The organism is Lysinibacillus sp. NPDC056232 (assembly GCF_042267565.1).
GTDB lineage: Bacteria > Bacillota > Bacilli > Bacillales_A > Planococcaceae > Lysinibacillus.
Window position 1 is genome coordinate 80,474 of record NZ_JBHJTF010000013.1, and the last position, 25,837, is coordinate 106,310.

General features: G+C 36.6%; 24 protein-coding genes and 1 tRNA gene. 5 read left to right on the forward strand and 20 right to left on the reverse strand.

Annotated features, from left to right (window positions below):
• Positions 1 to 192 precede the first annotated feature (192 nt).
• The 7 genes from ACFCYJ_RS12120 to ACFCYJ_RS12150 form a co-directional block, all read right to left on the reverse strand.
• Positions 193 to 795: a class I SAM-dependent methyltransferase gene (locus ACFCYJ_RS12120; RefSeq protein ID WP_376074189.1), complete on the reverse strand. Its 603-nt coding sequence runs from the start codon at positions 793 to 795 to the stop codon at positions 193 to 195.
• A gap of 86 nt (positions 796 to 881) precedes the next feature.
• On the reverse strand, positions 882 to 2,675 hold the full coding sequence (locus ACFCYJ_RS12125; RefSeq protein ID WP_376074190.1) for a CotH kinase family protein: 1,794 nt from the start codon (positions 2,673 to 2,675) through the stop codon (positions 882 to 884).
• Between the two features lie 46 nt (positions 2,676 to 2,721).
• Positions 2,722 to 3,405, reverse strand: a complete 684-nt coding sequence (locus ACFCYJ_RS12130) for a DUF4956 domain-containing protein (protein ID WP_376074191.1) — start codon at positions 3,403 to 3,405, stop codon at positions 2,722 to 2,724.
• A 28-nt stretch (positions 3,406 to 3,433) separates the two neighbouring features.
• Complete coding sequence (locus ACFCYJ_RS12135) at positions 3,434 to 4,135, reverse strand: polyphosphate polymerase domain-containing protein (RefSeq protein WP_376074192.1); 702 nt, start codon at positions 4,133 to 4,135, stop codon at positions 3,434 to 3,436.
• Positions 4,136 to 4,147: 12 nt separating this feature from the next.
• The gene (locus ACFCYJ_RS12140) at positions 4,148 to 5,011 is read right to left on the reverse strand and encodes a peptidylprolyl isomerase (RefSeq protein WP_376074193.1); all 864 of its coding nucleotides are present in this window, start codon (positions 5,009 to 5,011) and stop codon (positions 4,148 to 4,150) included.
• Positions 5,012 to 5,135: 124 nt separating this feature from the next.
• A complete protein-coding gene (locus ACFCYJ_RS12145; RefSeq protein ID WP_376074194.1) occupies positions 5,136 to 6,563 on the reverse strand; it encodes a HAMP domain-containing sensor histidine kinase in 1,428 nt (475 codons plus the stop codon).
• A complete protein-coding gene (locus tag ACFCYJ_RS12150; protein WP_376074195.1) occupies positions 6,547 to 7,233 on the reverse strand; it encodes a response regulator in 687 nt (228 codons plus the stop codon). Before ACFCYJ_RS12150 ends, ACFCYJ_RS12145 begins: the two co-directional genes overlap by 17 nt.
• Before the next feature lie 228 nt (positions 7,234 to 7,461).
• On the opposite strand from ACFCYJ_RS12150, the gene ACFCYJ_RS12155 reads away from it, so the two are divergent.
• A complete protein-coding gene (locus tag ACFCYJ_RS12155; RefSeq protein WP_053482858.1) occupies positions 7,462 to 7,797 on the forward strand; it encodes a heme oxygenase in 336 nt (111 codons plus the stop codon).
• A 124-nt stretch (positions 7,798 to 7,921) separates the two neighbouring features.
• On the opposite strand, the gene ACFCYJ_RS12160 is transcribed toward ACFCYJ_RS12155, so the two are convergent.
• Positions 7,922 to 8,938, reverse strand: a complete 1,017-nt coding sequence (locus ACFCYJ_RS12160; protein ID WP_376074221.1) for a YeiH family protein — start codon at positions 8,936 to 8,938, stop codon at positions 7,922 to 7,924.
• Between the two features lie 113 nt (positions 8,939 to 9,051).
• On the opposite strand from ACFCYJ_RS12160, the gene ACFCYJ_RS12165 reads away from it, so the two are divergent.
• A complete protein-coding gene (locus ACFCYJ_RS12165; RefSeq protein WP_376074196.1) occupies positions 9,052 to 9,933 on the forward strand; it encodes a LysR family transcriptional regulator in 882 nt (293 codons plus the stop codon).
• 310 nt (positions 9,934 to 10,243) lie between these two features.
• Here the strand turns inward: ACFCYJ_RS12165 and ACFCYJ_RS12170 are convergent, their stop codons facing one another.
• Entirely contained in the window at positions 10,244 to 11,164 is a 921-nt protein-coding gene (locus ACFCYJ_RS12170; RefSeq protein WP_376074197.1) for a LysR family transcriptional regulator, read from the reverse strand.
• Positions 11,165 to 11,462: 298 nt separating this feature from the next.
• On the opposite strand from ACFCYJ_RS12170, the gene ACFCYJ_RS12175 reads away from it, so the two are divergent.
• The gene (locus tag ACFCYJ_RS12175) at positions 11,463 to 12,653 is read left to right on the forward strand and encodes a coenzyme F420-0:L-glutamate ligase (RefSeq protein WP_376074198.1); all 1,191 of its coding nucleotides are present in this window, start codon (positions 11,463 to 11,465) and stop codon (positions 12,651 to 12,653) included.
• Between the two features lie 64 nt (positions 12,654 to 12,717).
• On the opposite strand, the gene ACFCYJ_RS12180 is transcribed toward ACFCYJ_RS12175, so the two are convergent.
• From ACFCYJ_RS12180 to ACFCYJ_RS12200, 5 genes are all read right to left on the reverse strand, one after another.
• Entirely contained in the window at positions 12,718 to 13,341 is a 624-nt protein-coding gene (locus ACFCYJ_RS12180) for a hypothetical protein (RefSeq protein WP_376074199.1), read from the reverse strand.
• Positions 13,331 to 14,380: a YHYH domain-containing protein gene (locus ACFCYJ_RS12185; protein WP_376074200.1), complete on the reverse strand. Its 1,050-nt coding sequence runs from the start codon at positions 14,378 to 14,380 to the stop codon at positions 13,331 to 13,333. The genes ACFCYJ_RS12180 and ACFCYJ_RS12185 overlap by 11 nt, the downstream gene beginning before the upstream one ends.
• A gap of 334 nt (positions 14,381 to 14,714) precedes the next feature.
• Positions 14,715 to 14,786 (reverse strand) — tRNA-Cys (locus tag ACFCYJ_RS12190).
• Positions 14,787 to 14,883: 97 nt separating this feature from the next.
• Positions 14,884 to 15,519 (reverse strand): RNA ligase family protein, encoded by a 636-nt coding sequence (locus ACFCYJ_RS12195; RefSeq protein WP_376074201.1) that lies wholly within the window; start codon positions 15,517 to 15,519, stop codon positions 14,884 to 14,886.
• A 23-nt stretch (positions 15,520 to 15,542) separates the two neighbouring features.
• Entirely contained in the window at positions 15,543 to 16,499 is a 957-nt protein-coding gene (locus ACFCYJ_RS12200; RefSeq protein WP_376074202.1) for an AAA family ATPase, read from the reverse strand.
• A 631-nt stretch (positions 16,500 to 17,130) separates the two neighbouring features.
• On the opposite strand from ACFCYJ_RS12200, the gene helD reads away from it, so the two are divergent.
• On the forward strand, positions 17,131 to 19,437 hold the full coding sequence (gene helD / locus ACFCYJ_RS12205) for an RNA polymerase recycling motor HelD (RefSeq protein WP_376074203.1): 2,307 nt from the start codon (positions 17,131 to 17,133) through the stop codon (positions 19,435 to 19,437).
• A gap of 63 nt (positions 19,438 to 19,500) precedes the next feature.
• Here helD and ACFCYJ_RS12210 read toward each other — a convergent pair whose 3' ends face one another.
• From ACFCYJ_RS12210 to ACFCYJ_RS12230, 5 genes are all read right to left on the reverse strand, one after another.
• Positions 19,501 to 20,256, reverse strand: coding sequence for an amino acid ABC transporter ATP-binding protein (locus ACFCYJ_RS12210; protein WP_370077824.1), 756 nt, complete (start codon positions 20,254 to 20,256; stop codon positions 19,501 to 19,503).
• Between the two features lie 13 nt (positions 20,257 to 20,269).
• The gene (locus ACFCYJ_RS12215) at positions 20,270 to 20,971 is read right to left on the reverse strand and encodes an amino acid ABC transporter permease (RefSeq protein WP_134022231.1); all 702 of its coding nucleotides are present in this window, start codon (positions 20,969 to 20,971) and stop codon (positions 20,270 to 20,272) included.
• Between the two features lie 12 nt (positions 20,972 to 20,983).
• The gene (locus tag ACFCYJ_RS12220; protein WP_376074204.1) at positions 20,984 to 21,691 is read right to left on the reverse strand and encodes an amino acid ABC transporter permease; all 708 of its coding nucleotides are present in this window, start codon (positions 21,689 to 21,691) and stop codon (positions 20,984 to 20,986) included.
• Positions 21,692 to 21,856: 165 nt separating this feature from the next.
• A complete protein-coding gene (locus ACFCYJ_RS12225) occupies positions 21,857 to 22,726 on the reverse strand; it encodes a transporter substrate-binding domain-containing protein (RefSeq protein ID WP_376074205.1) in 870 nt (289 codons plus the stop codon).
• Positions 22,727 to 22,739: 13 nt separating this feature from the next.
• On the reverse strand, positions 22,740 to 23,927 hold the full coding sequence (locus ACFCYJ_RS12230; RefSeq protein WP_376074206.1) for an acyl-CoA dehydrogenase family protein: 1,188 nt from the start codon (positions 23,925 to 23,927) through the stop codon (positions 22,740 to 22,742).
• Positions 23,928 to 24,198: 271 nt separating this feature from the next.
• Between ACFCYJ_RS12230 and ACFCYJ_RS12235 the strand changes: the two genes are divergently transcribed.
• Entirely contained in the window at positions 24,199 to 24,945 is a 747-nt protein-coding gene (locus ACFCYJ_RS12235) for a hypothetical protein (protein WP_376074207.1), read from the forward strand.
• A 100-nt stretch (positions 24,946 to 25,045) separates the two neighbouring features.
• On the opposite strand, the gene ACFCYJ_RS12240 is transcribed toward ACFCYJ_RS12235, so the two are convergent.
• Positions 25,046 to 25,420: a VOC family protein gene (locus ACFCYJ_RS12240; protein ID WP_376074208.1), complete on the reverse strand. Its 375-nt coding sequence runs from the start codon at positions 25,418 to 25,420 to the stop codon at positions 25,046 to 25,048.
• Positions 25,421 to 25,837: the final 417 nt, after the last annotated feature.

Genomic DNA, 25,837 nt, shown 5'->3' on the forward strand with positions numbered 1-25,837 from the left:
AATTGCAAGATTTAGGATGTAAGGCGCTATCTCGTTCTCAGGAGGTATTAATTTGTAATTGCTAATAACTATTTATTTCCTAGAAAATAAAATAACATCCTAAAAGGAATAATCTATAGTAAGATTTTTTCTAATTCGTCTTAGTTGCTACATTTTATTAAAAAAGCTTAGAGCTGGGTTATTTCTACAGCTCTAAGCTTTTTTCAACGCAAACACACAGAGGCGTTCGTTAATATTTGTTTCATTTTCAAGATGAACCTCATGGATTAATTCAAAAGGCGTCCCATGATGTAAAAACTGCAAATAATCATATGGTGGGTAGTATAAAATAATATGAATCTCACGCATATGTAGTTCATAAGACTTCCAAATATTATAAATAACTGTACGGAAAATATGGACTGAAAACGGATTGAAAAAAAAGAAAACCGTGTCGCTTGGCTGAATAGCATAGTCCTCCGCTATTGAATGAATAAAGGAAACCGGAGCTTGAGCACTCTTCTTTTGAAGATAGCTCCTTTTATTATTCTCAGCCTCTGCATAAAAACCTGCATCCATTTCTACCCCTATTGTCGGAATATGAAATTTATCATGTACATAAATAGGGACTCTCCCTTTTCCACATCCCATATCGATAAACACTGGATTATCAGGCATTTCATACTCCGAAAATAATTGTTCTAAGCCAACATACGGAGTTGGCTCATAGCGATGGTAATGAGCTAGTTTAGGGAAGCCGTATTGTTCGCCTACTGTGTTAATATGCAATTGTTTATCAAATTGATGTTCATTCATACTATTACTCCTAAAAAAAGAATGCTTTATTTTAGCACGACAAAAAGCAAAAACCATACCCAAAAGTTTTGGATATGGTTATTTTTTTAACGACCTCTTCGTTTAAATTTGAAAACAAACAGCAGTGCCACTATTAACAAGGCAAAACAAACAATCGCTGTAAGAACTGTATTTTTATCGATAACGGTTTCTTGCTTTAGTTCGTCGCCTTGGTTAGGCCACATAGGTCCTCCATTTTGGTCAGGTCGTTGCATTTGGCCATCACCATTTGGTCTTTCTCCCTGATTATCGCCATTTTGATTAAATGGAGGGGCTTGTGAAGGATCAAAATCCTCTGGCATTTGATTCGGATCAAAGTCATCTGGTCTTTGCATCGGAATGTTCATGTCACCCATTTCGCCTGGATTAGGCATTGCCATATCCCCTTGTGTTGTTGCTTCCACAACAAGTTCTCCTGACAGCTGCTTTAAAATAGATTTGGAGCGCTGCTTTGCAAATTCAGGGAGACTTTTTTCCCCTTCTACCGCTTCTATAAACTGTTCTGTTGTAGAGAATTTCGTAGGATCTGCTTCCACATACGTTGTTAATAGCAATGCTAATTTTTTGGTAATGTTTTGTACGTTATCTTCTGTTAAGTAATTAGTCGCTATCTCTTCTAAATAGCCTTCATATTTAGCACGATACTCTTCATTGGAAAGTAAGGCGTTTAATAGCGGCCGCTCCTCTAAAGTTGTGCCAGATACAGGTGTAGTCACACTAAAGTTAATAGCACTATCTTCCATCAGATCCCCAGATAATCCAAATCCCATATTGAGTCCACCCTGATTCCGGTCAGCATTTGGCCGTTGCTGTTGACCATTATTCGGAGGCTTCATTTCGGATTTATCATTTATCTGTGCATCATTAGGTGCTTTCATATCGGCATTGTCTTGGATTTTATTGTTGCCACCCATTCTACCACCAACGCCAAAGCCGCCAAACGACATATTAAAATCCCATGGTATAATCGAAAACACGCCATTTTCCTCATACAAATAGTAATTGTGTTTCATAGTTCCCTGATAACTATCAAGATTTACGAGTGCTGTGTTCATAGCAAAGTAACGCAGCATTTCATCGACATCAATATATTTTTCGATATTGCCGCCATTATTGATGGCTTTAACCATTTCAATGAATTTTGATTGATCGACATTACCTTCGTTCGTTTTTAAGCCAATTCCCGTATAATCAGCAATATCATCACTAATATATTTTAAATCACTGCCTGTCCCATCTGGCTTAAACAAAAATCCATCATTAGAACCGTAGTTATTTGCTAGGAATGTTTCATCCACCGCTTCTACCCCTAAAAATAAGCCTCGATCCTCACCATTCACTGTGACATACATATATGAATGAGCGGGTGTAGGTAATCCCATTTGTTCCATGAGCTCATAAGAAATATATTCTCGCATTAATGTTGTATCACTGAAATTATTGTTTAAATTTAATTTTTTCAAGCCGTATAAGCTTTGTGTATCATCGTAATAATCGAAATCTATTTTTAAGCTATATCGATCCGAGTCGCTATTTACAACCGAGTTCAGTGATGAACTTCCTTTTGTACGAATAGCTACATTCTCTATTCTCTTGCCATTTACCGTGATATTAGCTTGCTTCAACTCCTTATCTGCTGCACTTTCTAGCATGTCTGTCCAATCTTCCTCGGCTATTTCAATATCTACCGTTGTTACTTTATTTTCATTAAACACAATAGACTCATAGGAAAACTCGGTATTTTTTGTTTCAATGCCTGCGTTTGGAAGCACAGCAAATACAACAACAAAGAGGAGTAGCAGAATTGCCATACAAATATAGACAACCCGTGTTTTAATCATTATCTGCACCTCTCTTCATAGTAAGAAAACTCCTCTGAAGTGGTTACTAAGCAGTGAAATTACCATCATAACTAAGCATTACTGCTGATTTTACTCCAGGTACTTTTGTAAGATTGTCCATCAGTTTTGTATCATTTTGTTTAACACGAATTTCATAGGTTGTTTCGAGTTCAACATTCGACATAATAGATTTTGATTTTAAAGCGAATTTTTTAGACTGTGCCGCAATAATACGCTCCACTTCCTCACAAGCAAAATCTTCTTCAAATTTAACAATTAATAAATATGGATTTTCCACAGTAATTTTGTTCACTAGCACGAGTAGTACAAGACCAATTAGAACGGCACCGATTATAACAAGTGGAATAAATCCTGCACCACAAAGAATTCCAGAAACTATTGCCCAGAAAATATATACTAAATCCATAGGATCTTTAATAGGTGTACGGAAACGCACAATTGATAGCGCACCAACCATACCTAACGATAACAGCACATTTGAACTTATTCCCATAATCACTAGTGCTGTTGCCATCGTCATAATGAGCAGTGAAATATTGAAGGAATGAGAGTAAATCACTCCGTTAAAGGTTTTCTTGTAAACAGCGTAAATAAACAGCCCTACAAAGAACGCTACAACTAACCCTATCAGTGAATCTATTAATGAAAATGATGTTGTTTTCTCTAAAAAGCTGGATTTAAAAATATCGCTATATTTTATAGTATCCATTGTTCAACTCTCCTTTATAAATAGCCAATTAGCCGTACATACGACTAAGCTGATATTTCGAATATGCCTCAGCACGTGTATCTACTGATTGTAATAAGTACTTAATAATATCCGGCAAGTACTCATCGTACTTCACTTCTAAAATAACTAAGTTTGGCTCAAGTACATCAACCATCGGCAGTTTCGGATTAAACATATCTGTATTACGTAGGCTCGACTGTACTTTACTATCAAATGTGACACGCACATTTCCAAAGGGATAGATGTAAGCCTCACGCTCATAATCGACAACTGTCATTGGTTTGAATTGGTTATACTTCATGTCCTTATATAAATCTTGAATTAACGCTCGTTCGTCTTCCTCCATCCAAGCGATATCCCCACCACGCATTTTTTCATATTCCTTTTGGGATATGGCACACTTCGTTTTAAAGGTTAAATTATTTCGTTTGCTTTTTCGCTCCAAATTTATAGTCGTAGTGGATTTACCGTAAATTCGTACTCGATATTTATCTCGATTGATATAACCCTCTTTTTTTTCATTTAGAACTTTGTTTTCAAAATTATCGAAATATGTGCTGCGAATTAAATACTTACCATTCGTCCCAGCATTCTTGTCTAACTGCATTACATGCCGTAGCTTAGTTTTTAATAATGCATAGTCCGGATAGGAGATAGCCTGTTTAATCTCCTTTCGACCGTTAGGATTAAACGAAGTAATATTAGGCATATAGTTCACTCCCTACATTTTTTCAATTTTGTATTGCTCTTGTTTTTCAGCTAACCAAGACGTGTATTCGTCATTTATGCGTTCTTCAAGCACAGTCGCATAAACTTCATCTTTTATATCCTCGAATACGGCCTCTTCTGCAGGTACTTTTTCAGTTACTTTAATGATGTGATAACCATCTGACGTTTGAACAATGTCACTGACGCTACCTTTTTCAAGGCCAAATGCGGCTTCTTCAAATTTCTCATCCATTTGTCCTCGACTAATATAACCTATTTCCCCACCAGCCTCATTCGTTGATGAATCAATTGAATATGTTTTTGCTAGCTCCGAAAAGTCCTCACCAGCTTTTACTTTTGCTAGCACATCCTTTGCTGTTGCCTCATCCTCCAATAAAATATGACTAGCTACAATCTGTTCCTTTTGTCCATAGTTATCTTTATTGTCTTCAAAATATTGAGCTACTTCCTCATCTGATATGTCAATGCTTGCAGCAATGACATTTTTGGTAAGCTGATACATCCGAATATTATCCTTCACACTCTGCTCTGTTAGTCCATTTGCTTTTAGTGCTTCTTGTAACGATTCCTCCCCACCATATGACTCCGCTAACTCTTTATACTCTTCCTGAATAGCGTCATCGGATACAGAAATATCCTCTTTTTTCGCCTCTAGCTCAACTATTTTATTGGTAATTAGTGTATCTAGCACCTCTGTACCGTATTGTTCACGCAATGCGTCATCTAGTTCTGTTTGTAAAATCTTTTCACCATCAACCTTCGCCACATAATCACTACTCTCACCACAACCGACTAGTAGTATTAATAATGCTGCAGGTAAGGTCATCATTTGGAAAAACCTTTTGTTTCCGGTCATCCTTGATCCCGTCCTTTCTTTTGGTTTCTCGTTTACAATGCTTACTATAAAGGCCTAATGTGTCAGTCAGATGTCAGCTTTACATTTCCTTCAAAAAATCTTTACAAAAAAACTACTACGCCCTTTAGAGCGTAGTAGCCTTTTTAAGTGTTATTTCAAAGCATGTTCCTGATGAATTACTGTCAATTAGTCGTAAATCACCGCCTATAGATTGCGCCATCATTTTACTAAGTGATAATCCTAAGCCTAAGCCACGGATCGCATATTTTTTATTTTCTCCTCTATAAAAACGTTCAAAGATAAATGCCTGATCTTCCTGAGGAATACCATGTCCTGTGTCCTTTACAGTAATGAAGACAGCATCCTCTTTTTCCACCAGCGTAATGATGACAATCCCTTCCTGCATTGCTTGCTTTGCATTCGTCAATAAATTAGTAACTATTTGCTGTATACGTACAACATCCGCCTGAACATCAACGGAGTCTGCAAGGAAATCCATTTGTATTTTAACATTTTCGTCATCCTGCATTACTTCCCATTGAGCTACAGCATCACGCACTAACTGATTAACATTCATTGTTTCAAGCTTTACTGGAATTGCATCTACCGCAAAATGATTATAAGCTAGCAAATCACCGACCATCGTTTTCATTTTCGTCGTTTCTACTAATGCCATTTGAATAAATTCACTAGCATCCTGACCTGTAACGACTCCATCTTTCACCGCCTGCAATAACCCACTAATTGACGTAACCGGTGTTTTTAGCTCGTGGGTGACGCCCGCTAATAATTCTGTTCGAGTCTTTTCTAATTGTTCTAGCTTATTCGCCATTTCCTTAAAGGAAGTAACGAGCTCATAAATTTCTTCTTCTTTTATATTTTGAGGTAAATCAAATGTATAGTTTCCTTCTTGCACTTGCTTTGCAGCTTCGGCAACCTGTTTTATTGGGTGTGCTAGACGTTTGGATAAAAAATAAATAGCACTCCACCCCAATATAGCAAGTGCCCCAATAAGTAATGCCAGTAGCCCGTATGCTTGGTTAACCTTCGTTAAATTCTCCTTTTTCTCTAAGACAAGCACCCAGCCAACTTCCTTATTGTCCCTTTCAAGTTTTCTTTTTACGACATATTGAACTAACTCTTGTCCCTCACTCGTTACAGTTATTTTCTTTGTCCCTTCTTCACCATCCAGTAAGTTGGCAACATTTTTTTCACTCCCTGGAGGCATCGGTCGATTGCTACTTACTATATTACCTGCCGTATCTACAACATATAAAACGGGATCAATTTCTCGCATAGTAGATCGCTCACGGTTACCAATAAACCCTGGAATACCAATCATAGGTCCATTATTTTGGCCAGAAGTATCTGTTAGGCGAAATACAGTCTCATCTGCTATAAATTCCATCATTTCTAGCCGATTTTGAAACGTCGTATGTCGAATCCATGCCGCAGAAATAAAAGAGATAATAGCTAGACCTACAAAGAGAGTTAATAAATAGCGGCTTGTCCAATAGTTGCGTAAAGATATTCGCTTATTTTTTTTGAACACTTAGCTGATACCCCAATCCACGTAGTGTCTTTATTTCTCCTTCTTCCTCATCCCATTCCTTAAGTACCTTTCTCAGTCGCTTCACTGCTAAATCCACCGCTCGATCACTACCTTCATACTCCCAGCCCCAAACTTGATCAATAAGTTGGTCACGTGTAAATGTTTGGTTTGGATGCTCGGCCAAAAATAAAAGTACAGATAAATCTCTAGGCGTTAAGATGATTTCTTCTCCCTTAAGTAGCACTCGATGGGCTTTCATATCAATCTCTAGCCCACCAAAGCGTTTTATTTCCGAAGTTTCGCGACTTCCTTTAGCACGCCTTAAAACTGCCTTTACTCTTGCCACCACCTCATCAGCTATAAATGGCTTTGCAATATAATCGTCTGCTCCTTGATCGAAACCCTCTAATCGATAATTTACATCGCCTAATGCAGTTAGCATGATAACTGGACAAGAGCTAATTTCCCTAATTTCCTTTAAAATTAACCAACCATTTTTTTCTGGTAACATAATATCGAGTAATACTAAATCAGGCTGAACCTCTTGAAATATATCCAATGCTTGCCCGCCATTAAAACATTGCATAACATCATAGCCTACTTTTTTCAAATATGCCTTCAAAACTTGGCTTATTGCATATTCGTCTTCTATTACTAATATTTTTATCATGCCCTTTCACCTCGTTACCAGCTCATTCGTGTTTTCATTATATCATCGGATTATGTCAGTTAAATGTCCGGACCATTCTTATAGTGGCGTATCAAATATCGAGCTATTTGCAATTTACATTGCTCTTCTATTGACAATGTCTTCCTAGGCGAATTATCATTGATTGCGAATGATAATCATTGATAATTCATTCAGATAGTTAACTAAAAAATGATTAGGGGGAAAAGCATGATTATTGTTACAAATCGTATTCAAGTAAAACCTGGCTTTGCTGCAAAAATGGCACCGAACTTTACAAAGCCAGGACCTCTACAGCAGTTTGAAGGCTTCCATAAAGTGGAGGTATTAGTTTCAACTGATGATCCGACTTATGACGAAATGAGCGTCAATATGTACTGGGAGTCTAAGGAACATTTCCAAGCTTGGCGTAACAGCGATGCATTCGCTGCAGCTCATCACCGTCCTGGACAAGGCTCTGAGGGAGGAAAACCTGAAAACAGCCCAATGATTGGTAGCAAAATAGTTATAGCTGAATTAGCTTCTTCAATTGAAGCATCACGCTAATTTTCGATTTGTATACCATAACTCCACTATTTACGAGGTAGTGGGATAAAAACTAAAATATCTTCTGATTCTATCTAAAAAAATCCTGCATTTTCGAAAATGCAGGATTTTTTCCAATTCTTTATTACATGAAAATAACTAAAACATAGCCTAGTATTGATAAGCAAACCGAACCGATAAGTCCTGCAACAAACGCTTTTACGCCTAATTGTTTAAAGGTTTTTATGTCTACATTTAAACCTAGTCCAGCCATCGCCATCCCAATTAAAATATAAGCGATATTTACAAATGTTTGCGCTACATTAGCTGGTACAATCCCTAACGAATTAATAGCGCTCATCGCTAAAAACCCAAGAATAAACCACGGAATGATCGACAGTGAAAATCCTTCTTTTTCCTGCCCCTTTTCATTTCTCCGATATAAAATACCGATGACAATAGCTACGGGTACAAGCAATGCGACACGTGTTAGCTTCACAATAACCGCCATATCAATGGCTTCATTTCCACCAGCTGAGGCTGCTGCAATAACATGAGCAATTTCATGTAGAGTGCCTCCCGCAAAAATGCCATATTCAGTAGGAGTTAAGTTAAATACTGAGTATAACACCGTGTAGACTAATGTGAATACAGTCCCTAGTAATGCTACTATCGCTGCGCCCACTGCCGTTTCTTTTTCATTTGCTTTAATTTGAGGGGCAATAGCGACAACAGCAGCAGCTCCACAAATAGCTGTGCCACAAGCTGTTAATATGCCGAGCTTCTTATCAACATGGAATACCTTCGTTAAACCATATACAACCAGTAAAGCAAATACCAAATTAATAAACGCAATAAGGAAGACACTCGCTCCAGCATTGTAAATATCCATTAAATTCAAACGCATACCTAGTAAAATAATACCGAGGCGTAATAATTTTTTACTTGAAAATGTGATGCCTGTTTGCCATGAATCCTGCACCTTGAAGGCAGCTCTCCAAGCCATACCTAATATAATGGCAATAACAAGCTGCCCTAATATTGAGAAGAACGGAAATGTCGAAATATACTTTGCTACTAAGGCAATAATGAGTGTCAACAAGATCCCCTTCATAAACGCTGGGGTCAGGAAACTTTTTAACCTATGCTGGCCATTATCCATGTTGTTCACTTCTTTCATCCTTGATGATTATTACTTTATTAGAAAGTTAATCATTAGTAAAATACATATATATAATCGTAATTATTAATATTTCTAATAATAGGAGTGGTGATATGCAATTTGATGCTTTAAAAACGTTCATCATACTGGTGGAGGTCAAAAATTTTACGAAAGCCTCCGAAATACTTCATATTTCACAGCCAAGTGTCAGTTTACACATTAAAAACTTAGAGCAAGAATTTCAAACGACCTTATTTATCCGTTCACCAAAATCTGTACAAATCACCCCAACTGGGGAAATTTTATATAAACGAGCTAAGCAAATGATGGCAATCGCAGAGGCGGCGAAGGAAGATATTTTAACCTATCATCATGAAGTCCAAGGTACACTTGTAATTGGCGCTAGCTTTACAATTGGCGAATATATATTGCCTCCTATCATTGCGAGCTTGCAACAACAATTCCCTCAGTTAGAGCTTCAAGTTATTATTGGCAATACGAAAGAAATCATTCAATATACAAAATTGTTACAAGTCGATATCGGTCTTATTGAAGGACAGGCACACGACCATGAACTTATTATTAATCCGTTTATGCAAGATGAATTATTTATCGTCAGTGCGAGTAATCACCCTCTTGCAAAGGTACCAACTATTACGGTTGCGGACTTACAGCAGCAAAATTGGGTTGCACGTGAAGAAGGCTCTGGTACACGTTATTACTTAGATCATTTATTTAGAGCAAACGGGCTCCAAGTACGTTCACTTCTTACAATTAGTAGTAATCAAGGTGTGAAAGAAAGCGTGATTCAAGGGCTTGGACTTTCATTACTGTCCGCTAGTGTCATTGAGCGTGAATTAAAAAATAACGATATAAAAATCTTACCTCTCGAGGAACAGCATTTTATGCGGACATTTTCTTATTTGTGCTCACCTACAATGAAAAATAAACGCAATGTCGACATTCTTATAGAGGCACTATTAAAAAAAGCTTAGCGACTAGTAATTCGCTAAGCTTCATGTTGTTGAAAAGCTATTATGTGTCAGAAGATATATACTATGTGAAGTGGTTGATAGGAGTGGAGGCTACATCATGTTGGCCCGAGACCCTGCAGCGAAGCGAATGTTTTCTGTGCGAAAGCGAAGCGTCAGCAACAAATGTTTTATCTGTGCGAAAGCGAAGCGTCAGCAACAAAGCGCCTAGTCGGAACGGAAATCAGCCTCTCGTTTTGCAGAAGAGCCATACTTTATTTAATGTGACATAGATTCCCTTCACCATTTTGGTTTTCAACACTACTCGCTAAGCTCACTTTATAGTTCTTGGATTTAGACGTTTACGCTCCTGCTTTTGCTCAATAATTTCTACAAATTTCAATGCCGCTCGAGATAAAGGTACACTTTTCAAATAACACATGCCAATGCTTCTTGTTGGAATACTTTCTGTTAATGTTAGCTCATATAAAAGTCCTCGTTGCAAATAATCCTTAGAAAATTCTTTCGTTACACAAGCAATCCCTAAATTACTGCGTGCAAATTCCAGCACTAGATCATGTGAACCGAGCTCAAATTCAGGTTCAATAAAGATCCCTCTTGCAAACAAATAATCTTCTACATACTTTCTTGAATTAGACTTTTTCTCTAAAAAAACAAGTGGAAACTTTAACAGATCCTCAAAGCTTAAACTTTTTGACGCCAACGTTTTATACTTCTCTCCGCATACAAAAATATCCTGAACCTCCGTGCAAGCGGTTAATTGTAATGTCGGATCTTCTATCGGAAAATTACAAAGTCCTATATCAACCTCACCAGATTTAATAAAGTTACAAATTTCCGAAGTCGTTCCATTTAACATTTGTAATTTTATATTTGGATACATTGTATGAAACGCCTCTAGATAAGGCATTAAAAAGAAACGAGAAATAGTGTCCCCTACACCAATTTTCAACTGACCTGTTGTTAAATTTCTAAATTCTAGCAACTTCTCCTCACCCGCATCTAAAAGGCCTAACGCTGAATTCGTATACTCGTATAGAAGACTACCCTCAGTTGTTAACGTCACCCCTTTAGGTGTGCGATTAAAAAGACGTGTGCCAAGCTCCTTTTCTAATTGCATCATAGCTTGGCTAACAGCTGGTTGAGTCATATATAAATCTTTAGCAGCACTTGAAAAGCTATTATTTTTAGCAACAATACTAAATACACGATATAAATCTAATTTCCCTATCATATAAGCACCTCTTATAACTATTATACGAACTATTAATTTTACTTATATCACTAAAGGGGCGTATAGTAAAATCATATTGGTATAATTTCAAAATATTTAACTTTTTTCAGTTGGCGGAAAGGAATCAGTAAGGCATTCTTCATGGAGCCCACAGCCGATTCCAGACGCATTGTTTTTCTGCGCGAAAGCGTAGCGACAGCGGCAAATGTTTTCTGTAGCGAAAGCAAAGCGACAGCTACAATTATGCCGAGGCATAACTATTAATCATACATTTACTTATTAATAAGGAGAGATTATTTTGGAACGTGTAGTTGGTACAGTAGTAAGAGGTCTTCGTGGCCCGATTATTAACGAAGGCGATAATATTGAGCAAATCGTTGTGGATACAGTATTAAACGCAGCAAAGACTGAAGGCTATTCAATTGAAGATCGTGACATCGTCACAGTAACAGAATCTGTCGTAGCGCGTGCACAAGGTAACTATGCATCCATCGATGACATCGCAGCTGACGTAGCTGCTAAATTTGGTGACGATACTGTTGGTGTTATTTTCCCAATCCTAAGCCGTAATCGTTTCGCTAACTGCTTACGCGGTATTGCAAAAGGCGTAAAAAAAGTTGTTCTTATGCTTAGCTATCCATCTGATGAAGTTGGTAATCACCTAGTTGATATCGATGAGCTAGATGTAAAAGGGATTAATCCTTGGACAGATACTTTAACTGAGGGTGAATTCCGTGAGCATTTCGGCTATAAAAAACATACATTTACAGGCGTAGATTATATTGAATATTATAAAGAAATAATCGAAGCTGAAGGCGCGTCTTGTGAAGTTATCTTTTCAAATAACCCAAAAACAATTTTAGATTTTACGAAGAGCGTTTTAACTTGTGATATTCATACACGCTTACGTACAAAACGTATTCTAACGGCAAATGGTGCTGAAAAAGTATACAGCCTTGATAATATTTTATCTGAACCTAATAACGACTCTGGCTTTAACGCAGAGTATGGTCTACTTGGTTCAAATAAAGCTACTGAAGATAGCGTAAAATTATTCCCACATACTTGCCAACCAATCGTTGATGGCATCCAAGCAAAAATCAAAGAAGCTACTGGTAAAACAGTTGAAGTAATGGTTTACGGTGATGGTGCATTTAAAGATCCAGTGGGTAAAATTTGGGAGTTAGCTGACCCTGTTGTTTCTCCTGCTTACACGGCTGGATTAGATGGCACGCCAAACGAAGTAAAACTAAAATACTTAGCAGATAACGATTTTGCAGAGCTTCGCGGCGAAGAATTAAAAGCAGCAATTTCTGAGTATATCCAAAACAAAGATGAAGATTTAACTGGGCAAATGGCCGCTCAAGGTACAACGCCTCGTCGTTTAACAGACCTAATTGGTTCACTATCTGACCTAACTTCTGGTTCAGGTGACAAAGGAACACCAATGATTTATATTCAAGGTTATTTCGATAACTATACAAAGTAATTTTCAAAAAAGTGCGAGCTAGTTGCTCGCACTTTTTCTACTAAAATATCCATATTTGTATATACTAATTCACTTTTGAAACACTAAATATTACACCAGCAGCTTCATCATATTTTAAATTATAACGAATCGTTTTTTTCTCTACAGTTGTTTCATTCTTTTGATATTCATAACTTTCGTCAAACAAACGTAAATCCTTCAAAACAGCGCCAATCTCATTTTGGTTTAAGTCGGGGTTTGTCATACCAATTAACAATCCCACAGAAAGTATGATATCCATCCCTTCACCTTGCCCCACCACAACTAACTCATGTACTGCGCCTTTTTTATCAATATTTTCAATTAAAGTAATATCCTTACCCAACTTCGAAGTAATTGTTTCTTCTTCTTTTTTTGTATTTTCAAGAGCATATGAGAAGTCTAGTTTTTTTACTTCTTTATTGAATGCCTCTATAAATTCTTCTTGGTTATTATAAAGAGGCAGCGTTGTTGCCATTACAATTATCATCGGAGAGACAAAGTAGACACCGGCTATTACGGAAGCTATAGTACGTTTCATCTTAGTAAGCCGTCCTTGTTTCCACATAAGAAACACGCCCAAAGGAGGGAAAATAATTAGCCAAAACCACATAAACCAAGCTGTTTTAAAAATCGGGGTTCTAAGTTTTAACTCTGGTTTATGCAGCATCTTTCTTTCCCCCTTTTAACAATTCTTCAATTTTAACATTAAATATAAATTTCCTAGCATTATCTGTACCTACATGTAAGGAGTCTTTTAATATATTTACAATATTTTCATCATACGGTGTGTTGTTTTCATCTTCCATTAAATGATTAAAAAGAGACTTCCCTTCAAAATCAGTCGTCTTAATATCAAAGTTCTTTTGTAGTAATTGTTCGCCTTCTAATCGTTGAAGTTTCTTTTGATATTGCGAGATTAATGTTGGCGTTTCTGTTTTTTTGACCAATATTTTATAAAGCTTTTTAGCATCCCCATACTGCTTTTGGTGGAATGCTTCTTCAGCATCACTCGTTAAAGACTCGACCGTTTCATTATAAAAAGATTTAATCTTATCTAACTCTTTTATCTTCTGAGCCTCTTGGATAATGTCGAAAGTTTCTTCGTAATCTTTTTCATCCCTAGCATTTGTTGCTTTATAAAGTAATTCATCGATTTTTTCATTGTCTTCTATTTGTTTTAATAAATCATTAGCTCTTTGCTTAATCTCGTCATTAGAATGTCGATTTTCTTTGATATAAACTGCATAATCTTTAGCTACCGAATATTCCCCTGCATTAGCCTTAGATTCAGCCAATTCATAAATAGCATTCACAGACTTTTGAATAAGACTATCTGTTTTATTACTACCTTTATTCAATTCATAAATCTTTTCAAGTTCACTAATAGCTTCCTTATAACCTTTACTGTTATATAGATTCGTTGCCATTGTGTAATAGTTTTCCGCCTTCACTTGATCCTCATCTATTTTTGGCTCCGGTGTTGAAGGCACAGGTTTTGATGTATCGCTACTGCCATTAGATGTGCTACTACCACCATTATGATAATGATATTCTCCGTATTCTAATCCCCATTTTTCACAGTTAGTTCGACAGGTATGTCCTCCATTACTATCCGTTCTACCTGGATGGGCACTTGCTGTAAACGGTAACAGAAGTAAAAAACTGCATACTAAAACACTGATTTTTGACAAATATCCACTTCTCACCACTTCTTCCTCCTAATTATAATAATTAACATATTTTATCTTATATCATATTCCCCATGACGTATAGTACGATTTTGCTATGTTCGATTTTGATCTAAAAAAATCAAATGATAAAGAGTGGGTTTAGTTTTGGGGCAAAAATCACCCACCAAGAAGATAATTGTAACCCCGTTCATAGAAAAACCCCTCTAAGTATCCTTTTTACATTGTCTACTTAGAGGGGGTAATATCAATTTTATTTAGGGAGTCCATTATAACTTTTACAACAAGAGGGCACATATACCCATAAAACTTATCAAAAGGCAAAACTAATTTTATTTATCATTTCATTTAGTGAGGATGACAGGAATCGAACCTGTAAAATCCCTTTCCTGTAAAGGGACACGCTACCACTGCATACTTCCTCATATTCATTATATATTATTAGTTTCATATTTAAGAATTACATTTTTCTCAGTCCTTTTGTTTTATAGTTAGGTATACTTTACCTTTTCAAATCATACTTATTTCAATTGATTAGGAATCACTTCTTCATTTAACCAATGTTCGCTTGTTCGAACATGATTCTGTCTCACAAATTTCCCTAGGTTATATCGAAAATCATCATAATGGAAGGCAGCCGCATTTCTAATAACATACCCTTCCTGCTCACCCCCAAGAAGTGATTTTCCTGTAAACGTCTTCTTTATTTTTTTCTCATCGAAAATGCCTCGATATAATACAGGTACCGTTTCAATCCCCCATTCAGCTGCATAACGGACTGTTTCATCCCAGCTTAAACAAATATTTTTTTCGTTCCAAATACTAAATAAATAAAAGTAACTAGTTAACTCATTGTAGTAAATGGAGTGCTTGGCATAAATATTTTCACCACATAATCTCCAACCTTCTGGAATCTGGAAGGCAAATGTAGCATGAAACGTTTTTACCCAATGCCTCGACGGATGATCTCCTGAATTTAAGCTTCTAGCATGCATATAGTTTTGATAAAGTGTTGTTCCCTCCCCGTCTAATTTTTCGGTTACAATAACCTCTTTTCCAATAAAATGATCAACATTTTTAGCAACCTTGTCATCGTGTGTATATCCTCTACTCCACGGCAAATGAAAGCTTCTTGGATATTTCATCAAATTGGTCATAAACTCACTTCCTTTGTTTACATCTACTTCGCAAATTGATCTGCTTCTCGAAAGAAATAAAGCTTTGTTAATAAATCGCCATCTAATAAATGATAAATCTTACTTGATCCCCTATCGCCCCCATATTGAATTAACATATGAAATTGCACTAAATTAACAACCTTTAAAACAAAGTCTTCTTCAAAGCCAAGCTCTAATAAAAAATGGCATACCATTTGAGCAGATACATTTTCATGTCCATAATATCCATATCTTTGTTGGAATTCTTTATATTTTTTACAAAACGGTTTGCCTACATCATGGAATAAAGCAGCTATTTGTAGCGCTAACTTGTCACTCTCCATATAGTATTCGTTCATATATTCATAAACAAAATACGTATGCTGGCAAAGTAAAAATTGATGATAAGGATTTTCTTGATTAAATTGATAAATCTCTTTAAACGGTTGGACTGATTTCAACTTTTGAAAAAGCTCATCATATGTGGGTTCGCTTCGGATTAGCGAAAGAAATTGCTCTTTTGAGATTTCATACGGACTCGCTTCATGTACAATATGCACCTCTTCAAATCCTTCCCCCACTATCGGAAACTCTAAATTCTTCCTCATTTTATCCATTATTACTAACGGAACTTTTCTCTTTCTTTGTTGATTTCTTGTTATACACAACGTATAAGGTGTATCAAAATAATAGCATACTGTCTTCACATCACCAGACAATTTACCTAGTGCAAATATCCTGCGTTCCCGTTCGATATTTGTTGCATCAACAATGACAGATTGACCTTTAGCCACAAATTCGTTTAAACGCTCATACAAAACACGAAATATTATTCGCGATTTCTGTCTTGAAGCGTCACCAAATAACTCTTGACGTATGGCATCACTCGAAAGAATAACTGCATTTTCACTTTTCGCTAGCCCTTTAACAAACGTGCTCTTGCCGCTTCCAGGTAATCCAACTGTAAATATCACCTTCATTTTCCCACCCCCTTTCAAGTGTCTATATCGTTTATAGAAACATATTCTTTAGTTAGCAATTAACGTCTATTCCTCTTACTCGTTGAGCTGTTATTTATCAAAAATCAATCATCCACTCAACTCTAAAGTATTGGGATTAATTTTTGATGGTTAAAATGATATAAGTCGGACAAAACATTTGTTGAAACGTATACCAGGAATATAAGTTAACCGGAGCAGAGGCTGGGCAACTCATCAGGTCACAGATAGCCCCCGGAGCGAGTATTAGGACGGAGACTAAGAACACCACGTCCTACGCTGTCGCACAGAAAACACTCGTCGCCCCAAGCGGCTCATCGGACACCCAAGGAAAGCACCCGGCCAGAACGGAGATCAACTTATATACATGATGTCATACCAAAATTTCGGAGACTATCCATAAAAAGCAACATTCTTCAAAAGGGAAAATTTCACTACAAAAAAGACTGCTCCACCTTTTGCGGAACAGTCTTTTTTATTAAAAAATTGATTTTATCTTATAACTTTATTATATCATAAATTTGCCAAAATTACTAGACTATACTTCTTTCTGGAATAGCTGTATGATAAATTTCCCGATTCTAAATCCATATTGAAAGGAATGTGAGTAACATTGGAAAAGCAATATGAATGGACAGAAGAAAAACAGTATCTTGTTCTTTGTTTAAACACAGTTGATCATAAAAAAGAGGAGTTACTACAAAAAGAAAAGGCTGTTAAAGACAATGTTTTAGCGTTAAAGAAAACCTTTTGGGACGACGTTAGAGTGAATTTAGATACGCCTGAGGATATAGACGAAACCTTTTATGCTATAAAACAACAGGCAGAGCTCTTATCTGATTCCCAGCATGCTCAGCAACGTGTCATCAAGGATGTAAAAATTTATGACCGTTTACTGCAATCACCCTATTTCGCTCGCATTGATTTTTTACAGGATGATCATAACGAACCTTTAAAGATTTATATCGGTGTAGCAACCTTAATGGATGAAGAGAACGAAAACATATTAATTTATGATTGGCGAGCCCCGATATCAAGTATGTATTATGATCACACCCCTGGCCCCGCTACTTATGAAACAGCGACTGACGAAATTCAAGGTGAGATGCTTTTAAAACGGCAATTTATCATTAAAAATGGCCAATTACAATCGATGTTTAATACAGGTTTAACGATCGGTGATGACTTATTACTCGATATTCTCGCTCAAAATGCAAACGAACATATCCGTAGCATCGTAGCAACGATTCAAGCTGAGCAAAATAAAATTATTCGACATGTCAACACGCCTTATCTCATCGTAGAGGGTGTCGCAGGTAGTGGAAAAACAGCTGTTGCTCTCCAACGTGTTGCTTATTTGTTGTATCATTATCGAGACCAAATTACTGCTGATCAAATTTTATTGATTACACCTAATCAGCTCTTTAATCAATATGTTCATACCGTTTTACCGGATCTAGGTGAAGATAATATGCAGCAATTAACCTTCTCCGAATATGCAACAAAACGCTTAGGTCGACAGTTCCAATTGGAATATCCTTATGAGCAATTAGAGTCACTTTTAACGGAGAAAGATGACTCACTTTACCAAACGAAGCTTACGATTATTTCTTTTAAAGCTAGCCTCCAATATCGAGAATTGATGGACAAATATATAGAGCTCCTTGCACATGAAGGTTTGCTGTTTAAAAATATTGTTTTTCGAGGAGAAAGAATTATTACAGCTCAAGAAATTGCTGAGTACTTTTATTCGTTCAATGCCACAATGCCTATCCCAAATCGACTGCAGTTAGTGAAAGAATGGTTGTTACAACAATTATCGAAAATTGAAAAGGCAGAACGGGCGAAAGAATGGGTGGAAGAAGCTAGTGAACTTTTAGACATTGAAGAGTATACAAAAACCTATAGCGAGCTTTTACAGGAAGGTCGTTTTTCAGAAAACACCTTTGATGATTTTGAGCAAGAGCGTAAGAAACTAGCCTTCCAAATTGTAAAAAAACAGTTCAAGCCACTTCGTCAATCTGTGAAACAATTAAAGTTCGTTCATATGTTAGGCATTTATCGTCAATTGTTTGAAATGAACAACACTATTCATCAGCACTTACAGAACTTTTTACCCGACCAATGGGAAGAAATCTGTCATTATACACTCCCTAATTTAGCAAAGCGCATTATTTCATATGAAGATGCCGCTCCATTTTTATATTTGCAGGACAAAATAGAAGGTCAACGAACTAATACGATGATTCGCCATGTTTTAGTTGATGAAGCACAAGACTATTCTCCATTTCAGCTATTTGTATTACAACAATTATTCCCACGTGCACGTATGACTATATTGGGCGATGGACATCAAACCATCCATCCTCATACTTTTAAAAACCCTTCCCTGCTAACGCCACAATTATATGGTGAACAAGCGGAAAAAATGATATTAACGAAAAGTTATCGCTCAACAAAACAAATTATTCACCTAACTTCGAAGATTTTACATGAGGATGCCAAAGTAGAAGCCTTTAATCGAACTGGTTCCGAACCGACTATCACGATTGTTCCAAATGAAATAGATTTAATTGAACAGCTTGTCGAAAAAATTAACAGCTTGTCCCTAAAGTTCGAAACAATTGCAGTCATCTGTAAAACAGAGCAAGAATGTACAATAGTTTTTGAGCAAATGAAAGACCACGTAGATCTTCAACTCATTACCCATCATACAACTCAATTTAAAAAGGGCATTTTGCTGTTACCTGCTTATATGGCAAAAGGAATTGAATTTGACGCCGTCTTGCTACACAATGCTTCCGCAACTAATTATTCTAGAGAAACAGAACGTAATTATTTCTACACGGCTTGTACACGAGCTATGCACGAATTGCATATCTACTCAATTAATGAATTAACACATTTTTTAAAGCTTTAATTTCAAAAAAGAGAATCCGCAAGCTTCCATTGAAGGCTTGCAGATTCTCTTCTTTTATTATCTTTAAATGTAGTAAGTATAATCCTCTGGAATAACACGTTTTAAGAATTTTTTCGTGCGCTCCTCTTTCGGATTAACAAATATATCATGAGGATTTCCTTCCTCTACTACGACACCACCGTCCATAAAAATCACCCGGTTTGCTACGTCTTTTGCAAAGCCCATTTCATGTGTGACAACAAGCATTGTTGTTCCTTCTGCTGCAATGTTCTTCATAACCTGAAGGACTTCTCCTACTAGCTCTGGGTCAAGTGCAGAAGTCGGTTCATCAAATAAAATAATATCAGGATTTAATGCTACTGCTCGTGCAATACCGACTCGCTGCTGCTGACCTCCTGACAATTGACTTGGATAGGCATCATATTTTTCTGATAAGCCTACTTTATCAAGCGCCTTTTTGCCAACTTCAATCGCTTCTGCCTTCGGAATTTTACGTCCTATAATAAGCCCTTCTGTCACATTTTCTAGCGCTGTTTTATTCGTGAAAAGATTGTAGTTTTGGAATACAAAGGCTACACGCTGACGAATCGAATGTACGTCCTTCTTCTTCACATTTTGAAAATCTACTTGGATATCACCAAATGTCGCATGTCCTTGGTCAGCCTTCTCTAAAAAGTTAATGCAACGTAATAATGTTGTTTTCCCTGAGCCGCTCGGGCCTAAAATAACAACAACATCGCCTTTATCAATGGCTAAATCGACACCCTTTAAAATTTCATTGTCTCCAAATGATTTATGAATATTTTTAATTTCTAACATACTCGTTCACCCCTTAGGCTTTTGCCACTTTGAATTTACTTAAATGTTTTTCATATCGTTTAAAGATGTATTCAACTGTACTACATAAAATTAAGTACACTATGAAAATATCAATATATGCTTCGACGTAATTGTAGCCAACATTTGCAGCCACCTTAGCCTTTAATGTAATTTCAGGTAAGGACATTGCATAGCCTAAAGACGTCGCTTTAATGAGATTGACTGTAGCCGTACAAATATTTGGCATAGCTACTACTAAAGCCTGCGGAATAATAATACGGCGATAGGCTTGAAATGTTGTTAAGCCTACTGCATGAGCAGCCTCTAGCTGACCTTTTTCAATCGTACTTAAAGCAGAACGAAATACCTCAATTAATATTGCCGTTGTACTAAATGCGAAGACGATAAATGCATACCAAATCGGATTGATTTTATAAATATCGTAGGCAATATTATATTTTTCAAAAATCATTTTAAGTAGTAATGGGATACTACTATAAATAATAAAGATTTGAATGATTATAGGTGTACCTCGGACAAAGGAGACATAAATTTTTGCTATATGATGGATCACTGGGATTTTATTGATTCTTGTTAGTGCTAGTAGAAAGCCAAGTGGTAAAGCAACGAGCATAGCAACAATTGTCACAAGGAGTGCGATAGGTACACCTGATAATGCAACAAAAAATGTTTCAACTAAAAATTGATAATTCATGGTTTCGCCTCCTTACGTTGTTTCTAATGTCTTTTTCCCCTTACCAAAGAACTTTTCTAGCATAGCGAAGAATTTTTCTATAATAATCGACAGCACCCAATAAACAATCGCTAAAGCAATATATATTTCTAATGCATGTGCATTAATGTTACTTGCAATAATTAAATTTGCCTTTCCGACAATATCAATTAAGCCGATTGTATAAGCGAGCGCCCCTTCTTGTAATAAGGCAATCATTCCATTCCCAAAGTTCGGTAAAGCGATAACGAGTGCCTGTGGGAAAATAATACGTCGATAGGCCTGAAATGGCGTTAATCCCACACTAACAGCCGCTTCAAATTGCCCTTTATCAATCGCTAAATAAGCAGAACGAATAACTTCCGACATAATCGCCGCAAACTGCAAAGTGAACGTTACGACTACGAAAATGGCTGTTTCGATTGAATGGAGATTGATGCCGAAGTTTTCCGCTAACGCTGGAACACCATAATATACGAGGAATAATAAGACGATAGATGGTGTACAACGCATAATCGTTGTATATAAGTTCGCTAATTTTCGCAGCAATTTTATTGAACTTAACTTGGCAGTCGCTAATAGTAAGCCAAATATTGTGCCTAGTACAATGGAAGAACCCGCGACTAAAAAGGTAACTTTTAAAAACGGTAATAATACAGGAATTGAGTTCCAAATGTATGATGCATCAAAATACTTCTCCATTTCCTCACCAACTTTTATATAAATGTCTGGACTACAGCAAAAAGTAATAGTTCTCTCTGTATTAATAAAGACTGCTGAGTATACTGACTCAACAGCCTTTTATTTGGTAGTAGCTGCTAACACTTTCTTTTCAAAGAGGTATCTCCTTTGATCAGCTACCGCCTATTAGCGCTTCACAGTTTCTAACACTTCAAATAAATCTCGACCGTAAAACTTAGTGCTTAATTCATTTGTTTTCTTTTGCTCTTTAATTTTTGCTATAGCTTTATCGTAAGCATCAGCAAATTCTTGTTCCTTTTTATTGAATAACGGCCATGTTTTAATAACAGCAAATTCGTTGTAAACTACATCATCCTTTAAATTATGATATGGGCCATCTTCTGCTAAAACTTGTTGTTTAAATGGACCTTCAATCATCACACCACCATCGACACGTTTTTCATTTACCCATTGCACAACATCGACAGTAAATGCATCTCCAGCTTGTAATTTCACTTTATTGTCTGGGTTGGCTTTATTATATTCATCAATAATTGTGTATTGGGCATTATTCGCAGCAATTGGTGCTAATGAATAACCTTTTTTCGCAAAGTCGGCTAATGTTTTCACACCCTCGTCTTCTTTACGTAATACTAAGCCCGCACTACTTAAGCCTAAAAATTCTTTTGGGAAAATAAACTTTTCAGTACGTTCTTGCGTAAAGAAGGCATTTTTTATCCCTACTTGATATTTCCCTTGCTCAACACCAATCAGTAAATCATCACTAGTCGTCCCTACAAATTCAAACTTATAGTCAGGTAACATTTCATCTACTAGCTTCATGACTTCCACATCGTAACCTGTTGGATTTCCGTTATCATCAATATAACTAATAGGCTTAGATGCCTGATCATATGCAACCTTCACTGTACGTACTTTCGCGCCATCCTCTGAGTCTTTATCTGAAGCTTCACCTGAATTACAGCCCGCTAAAATAGCAAGTGAAGCCAATCCGATTGCTGCCAATTGGAAAATCTTTTTCTTTTGTTTAAACATATGTCATTTCCCCTTATTCTCCATTGTTTTGTAATTGATGTTCAGTCGATTTTTGTTGTTCAATTGCTGCCTTTGCCAATTTAATAATTGTCATATCATCCATCGGTGGATTATGAAGTCCTGCACGAACATTTCGATAGTAGCGCTGTAATGGATTTGTTAATTGTAGGCTTTTAGCTCCTACTACACGCATTGCCTTATCGACGATTTCAATCGCCAAATTTGTTACCGTATGCTTAGCAACTGCCATTTCATTTACCAAAAGCTCACGTCTAGCTGGGTCATCATAAGCTTCGGCAACCCCATACAGTACAAAGCGCGCTTGATATAGCTTCAATTCAATATCACCTAGAAGTTGCTGCACATTTGGTAATGTACTGATTGGAGCATTTAAACTATTAGGCTGATAATGATTGGCAAAATGCAGTGCATAATCACGAGCTGCCTGCGCAATCCCTAAGTATGTTGCTGGTATATGTAGCATCCAACCATTTATCTTGCCACCACTTGGGTGACCCGGTAACTCTACTAAATGATTTGAAGGGACTATCACATCTTTTAAAACTAGGTCATGACTGCTTGTGCCTCGCATTGCAGACATTTCCCAGTTTTCTTCAATTGAAAGCCCCTGGGCATCTTTATGAATAAGGAAGTAACCAATTTGATTTTTCTCCTCAATCCACGCTGATGTTAAGAAGTAATCTAGTACCGGGGAGGCTGTCGTAAAGATTTTACGTCCATTTAAGAGCCAACCTGCCTCTTTTGACACAGCATTTGTTCCTGGTCGCCCTCCACGTGTTGGACTACCAGTTGCCGCTTCACTCGCAGCCCTATTTATAATTGCTCCGTTTTTTATTTCCTGAGCAAATGAACTTAGTAAATCGTCTGTCCATAGCTTTTTCTCATATAGTTCGCCTATAACACCTAATGTCCACCCTAGTGAGAGTGAAGCATTCTCGTCGTAGCTTGCTAACGTTTCTTGAACGAGTATCAAATCATAGACTGATAATCCTTCACCGCCATATTCTTTCGGTAACGTTAGTTTTGGATAACCAATTTGCAGAAGTAGTTTATGTGCTTCGAATGGAAAACGAGATTGTTCATCTACTTCTTTAGCCTCAGCCTTGATTGACTCAGAAATAGATGCTAGCTGATCTAGCCAATACTGCTGTTGCTTTGTTTTAATAAATAAATTCTTCAAGAAAATCTCCTTCTTCCCAAAATATATAAAACATATATACTTACTAAGAATTAAAGTTGTAAAAAAATCTCTACCTACTTTTTAGTAGAGAGATGATGATCGGTACTGAATTTTCTGATTCGTTGACACTTATAATACTTTTCGCATTTAAAAATGTCAATGGGTTAATTATAAGTTTTTTTATAAGTTTTATATCCATTACTAACACGTCTTCTTTTTTCACCAAGCTATGTTTATAACATATGCTAACACTATAGAAAGAGGTGCATGTATGACTAATAATATAAATCCATCTTTGAAGAATATGGCTATTTCACCTATGACTCCTCAGGTTATTCAGACGAAATTTGGCGATATTAATGGTGATGGCTTACTTGAAACTGTTCTTTTGATGGGGACTAAAACTTCAGATAGCCCTTTGTGGAAAAACCTAACGCTTGCTATTTTTTACGGACAGACGCACCAATTCGAAAAAATAATGCTAAAACAAAGCGTCGGCTATAACCCAACTATATTTTTAGGTGACTTTACCGGGAATCATCTAGAAGATATTTTAGCTATTTCTGATACAGGAGGTAGTGGAGGTATTATCAACGGCGAAATATTTGCCTCAATAAACGGAAAAACACGCTCAATTTTCGATGCCGAAACGTTTAATAATAAGCTAAAGTACACTGTTAATTATCAAAATCAATATAAAGTAGCCGTGCGTAGTATGAATCCAAAAAAACAATATATCATCGATTTACAATACAAGGGTACAGATTATTTAGCGGAAATTTATAATCAAGACGGTACACTAAAGCAGCCTATTGAAGGATGGGTAGATCCAATCAGCGGATTGTATCCAGTAGATTATGAACGTGATGGCATATATGAGATTTTAGCGTATCAGGCTATTGCAGGCAGATTTCATGCCGATGGATTAGGTTATGTAGAAAATATTTTGAAATGGGATGGTCATGAATTTATAGTTGACCGTCAAACTGTAGGGATTTTTGGAGAAGATTTAAAATAAATATCCCTGTACTTATTTAGGGGAAAAAGCAAGAATCTGTCCGATTTCCGCAATCGAAATTGGACAGATTCAAACTCGCTTCTTCTAGGTAGGACAAGGTTTATTTTTCTACCAATGCAAAATAATTATTTTCGTGATCAGCAAAATTAAAAACCCTACCCATTGGCATCATTACTAAATCTCCTACTTTTACGCCCTTTGCTTGAAAATCCTGATATAAATTTTCTATATGATCTGCATAAAACATAATAGAAGGTGTCCCTAAATTTAATTCCGGCTGCATTTTTGCAATGATTTCTTTATTGTGAAGAACAAAGGTAGTTTGAGCTTCTTTAGTTGGAGCAATTTCAATCCAACGTACTCCTCCTTCTTCCTGGTCAGCAACTACTACAAATCCAACTTTTTCTGTCCAAAACTTCACGGCAGTATCCTGATCATTTACATATAACATTACTTGTCCAATTTGTCGAATCATGAAACGATTCCCTCCTCTTTTGAGCATTAGTATATATCAAAAAGTAGCTTTATATGTCATCTAACGGTTATCGGTGTTGATGATTTCTACAATTAATGCACAGATATTACAAAATGCTTAACTTTTATTTTATTTTTGATAAAATGATCCTAGTTATCTATTATTTACCTCATAAACGGTAAAGGATAGACTTATCACCATAAGGATTGAGTCGATGAGCCTCTTAGCGCAATAGATGTTTTTTTGCGCGAAAGCGTAGTGTTAACGTAGCGACAGCGGCAACGTGTTTTGTCTGTGCGAAAGCGTAGTGTTAACGTAGCGGCAGCGGCAACGTGTTTTGTCTGTGCGAAAGCGTAGTGTTAACGTAGCGGCAGCGGCAACGTGTTTTGTCTGTGCGAAAGCGTAGTGTTAACGTAG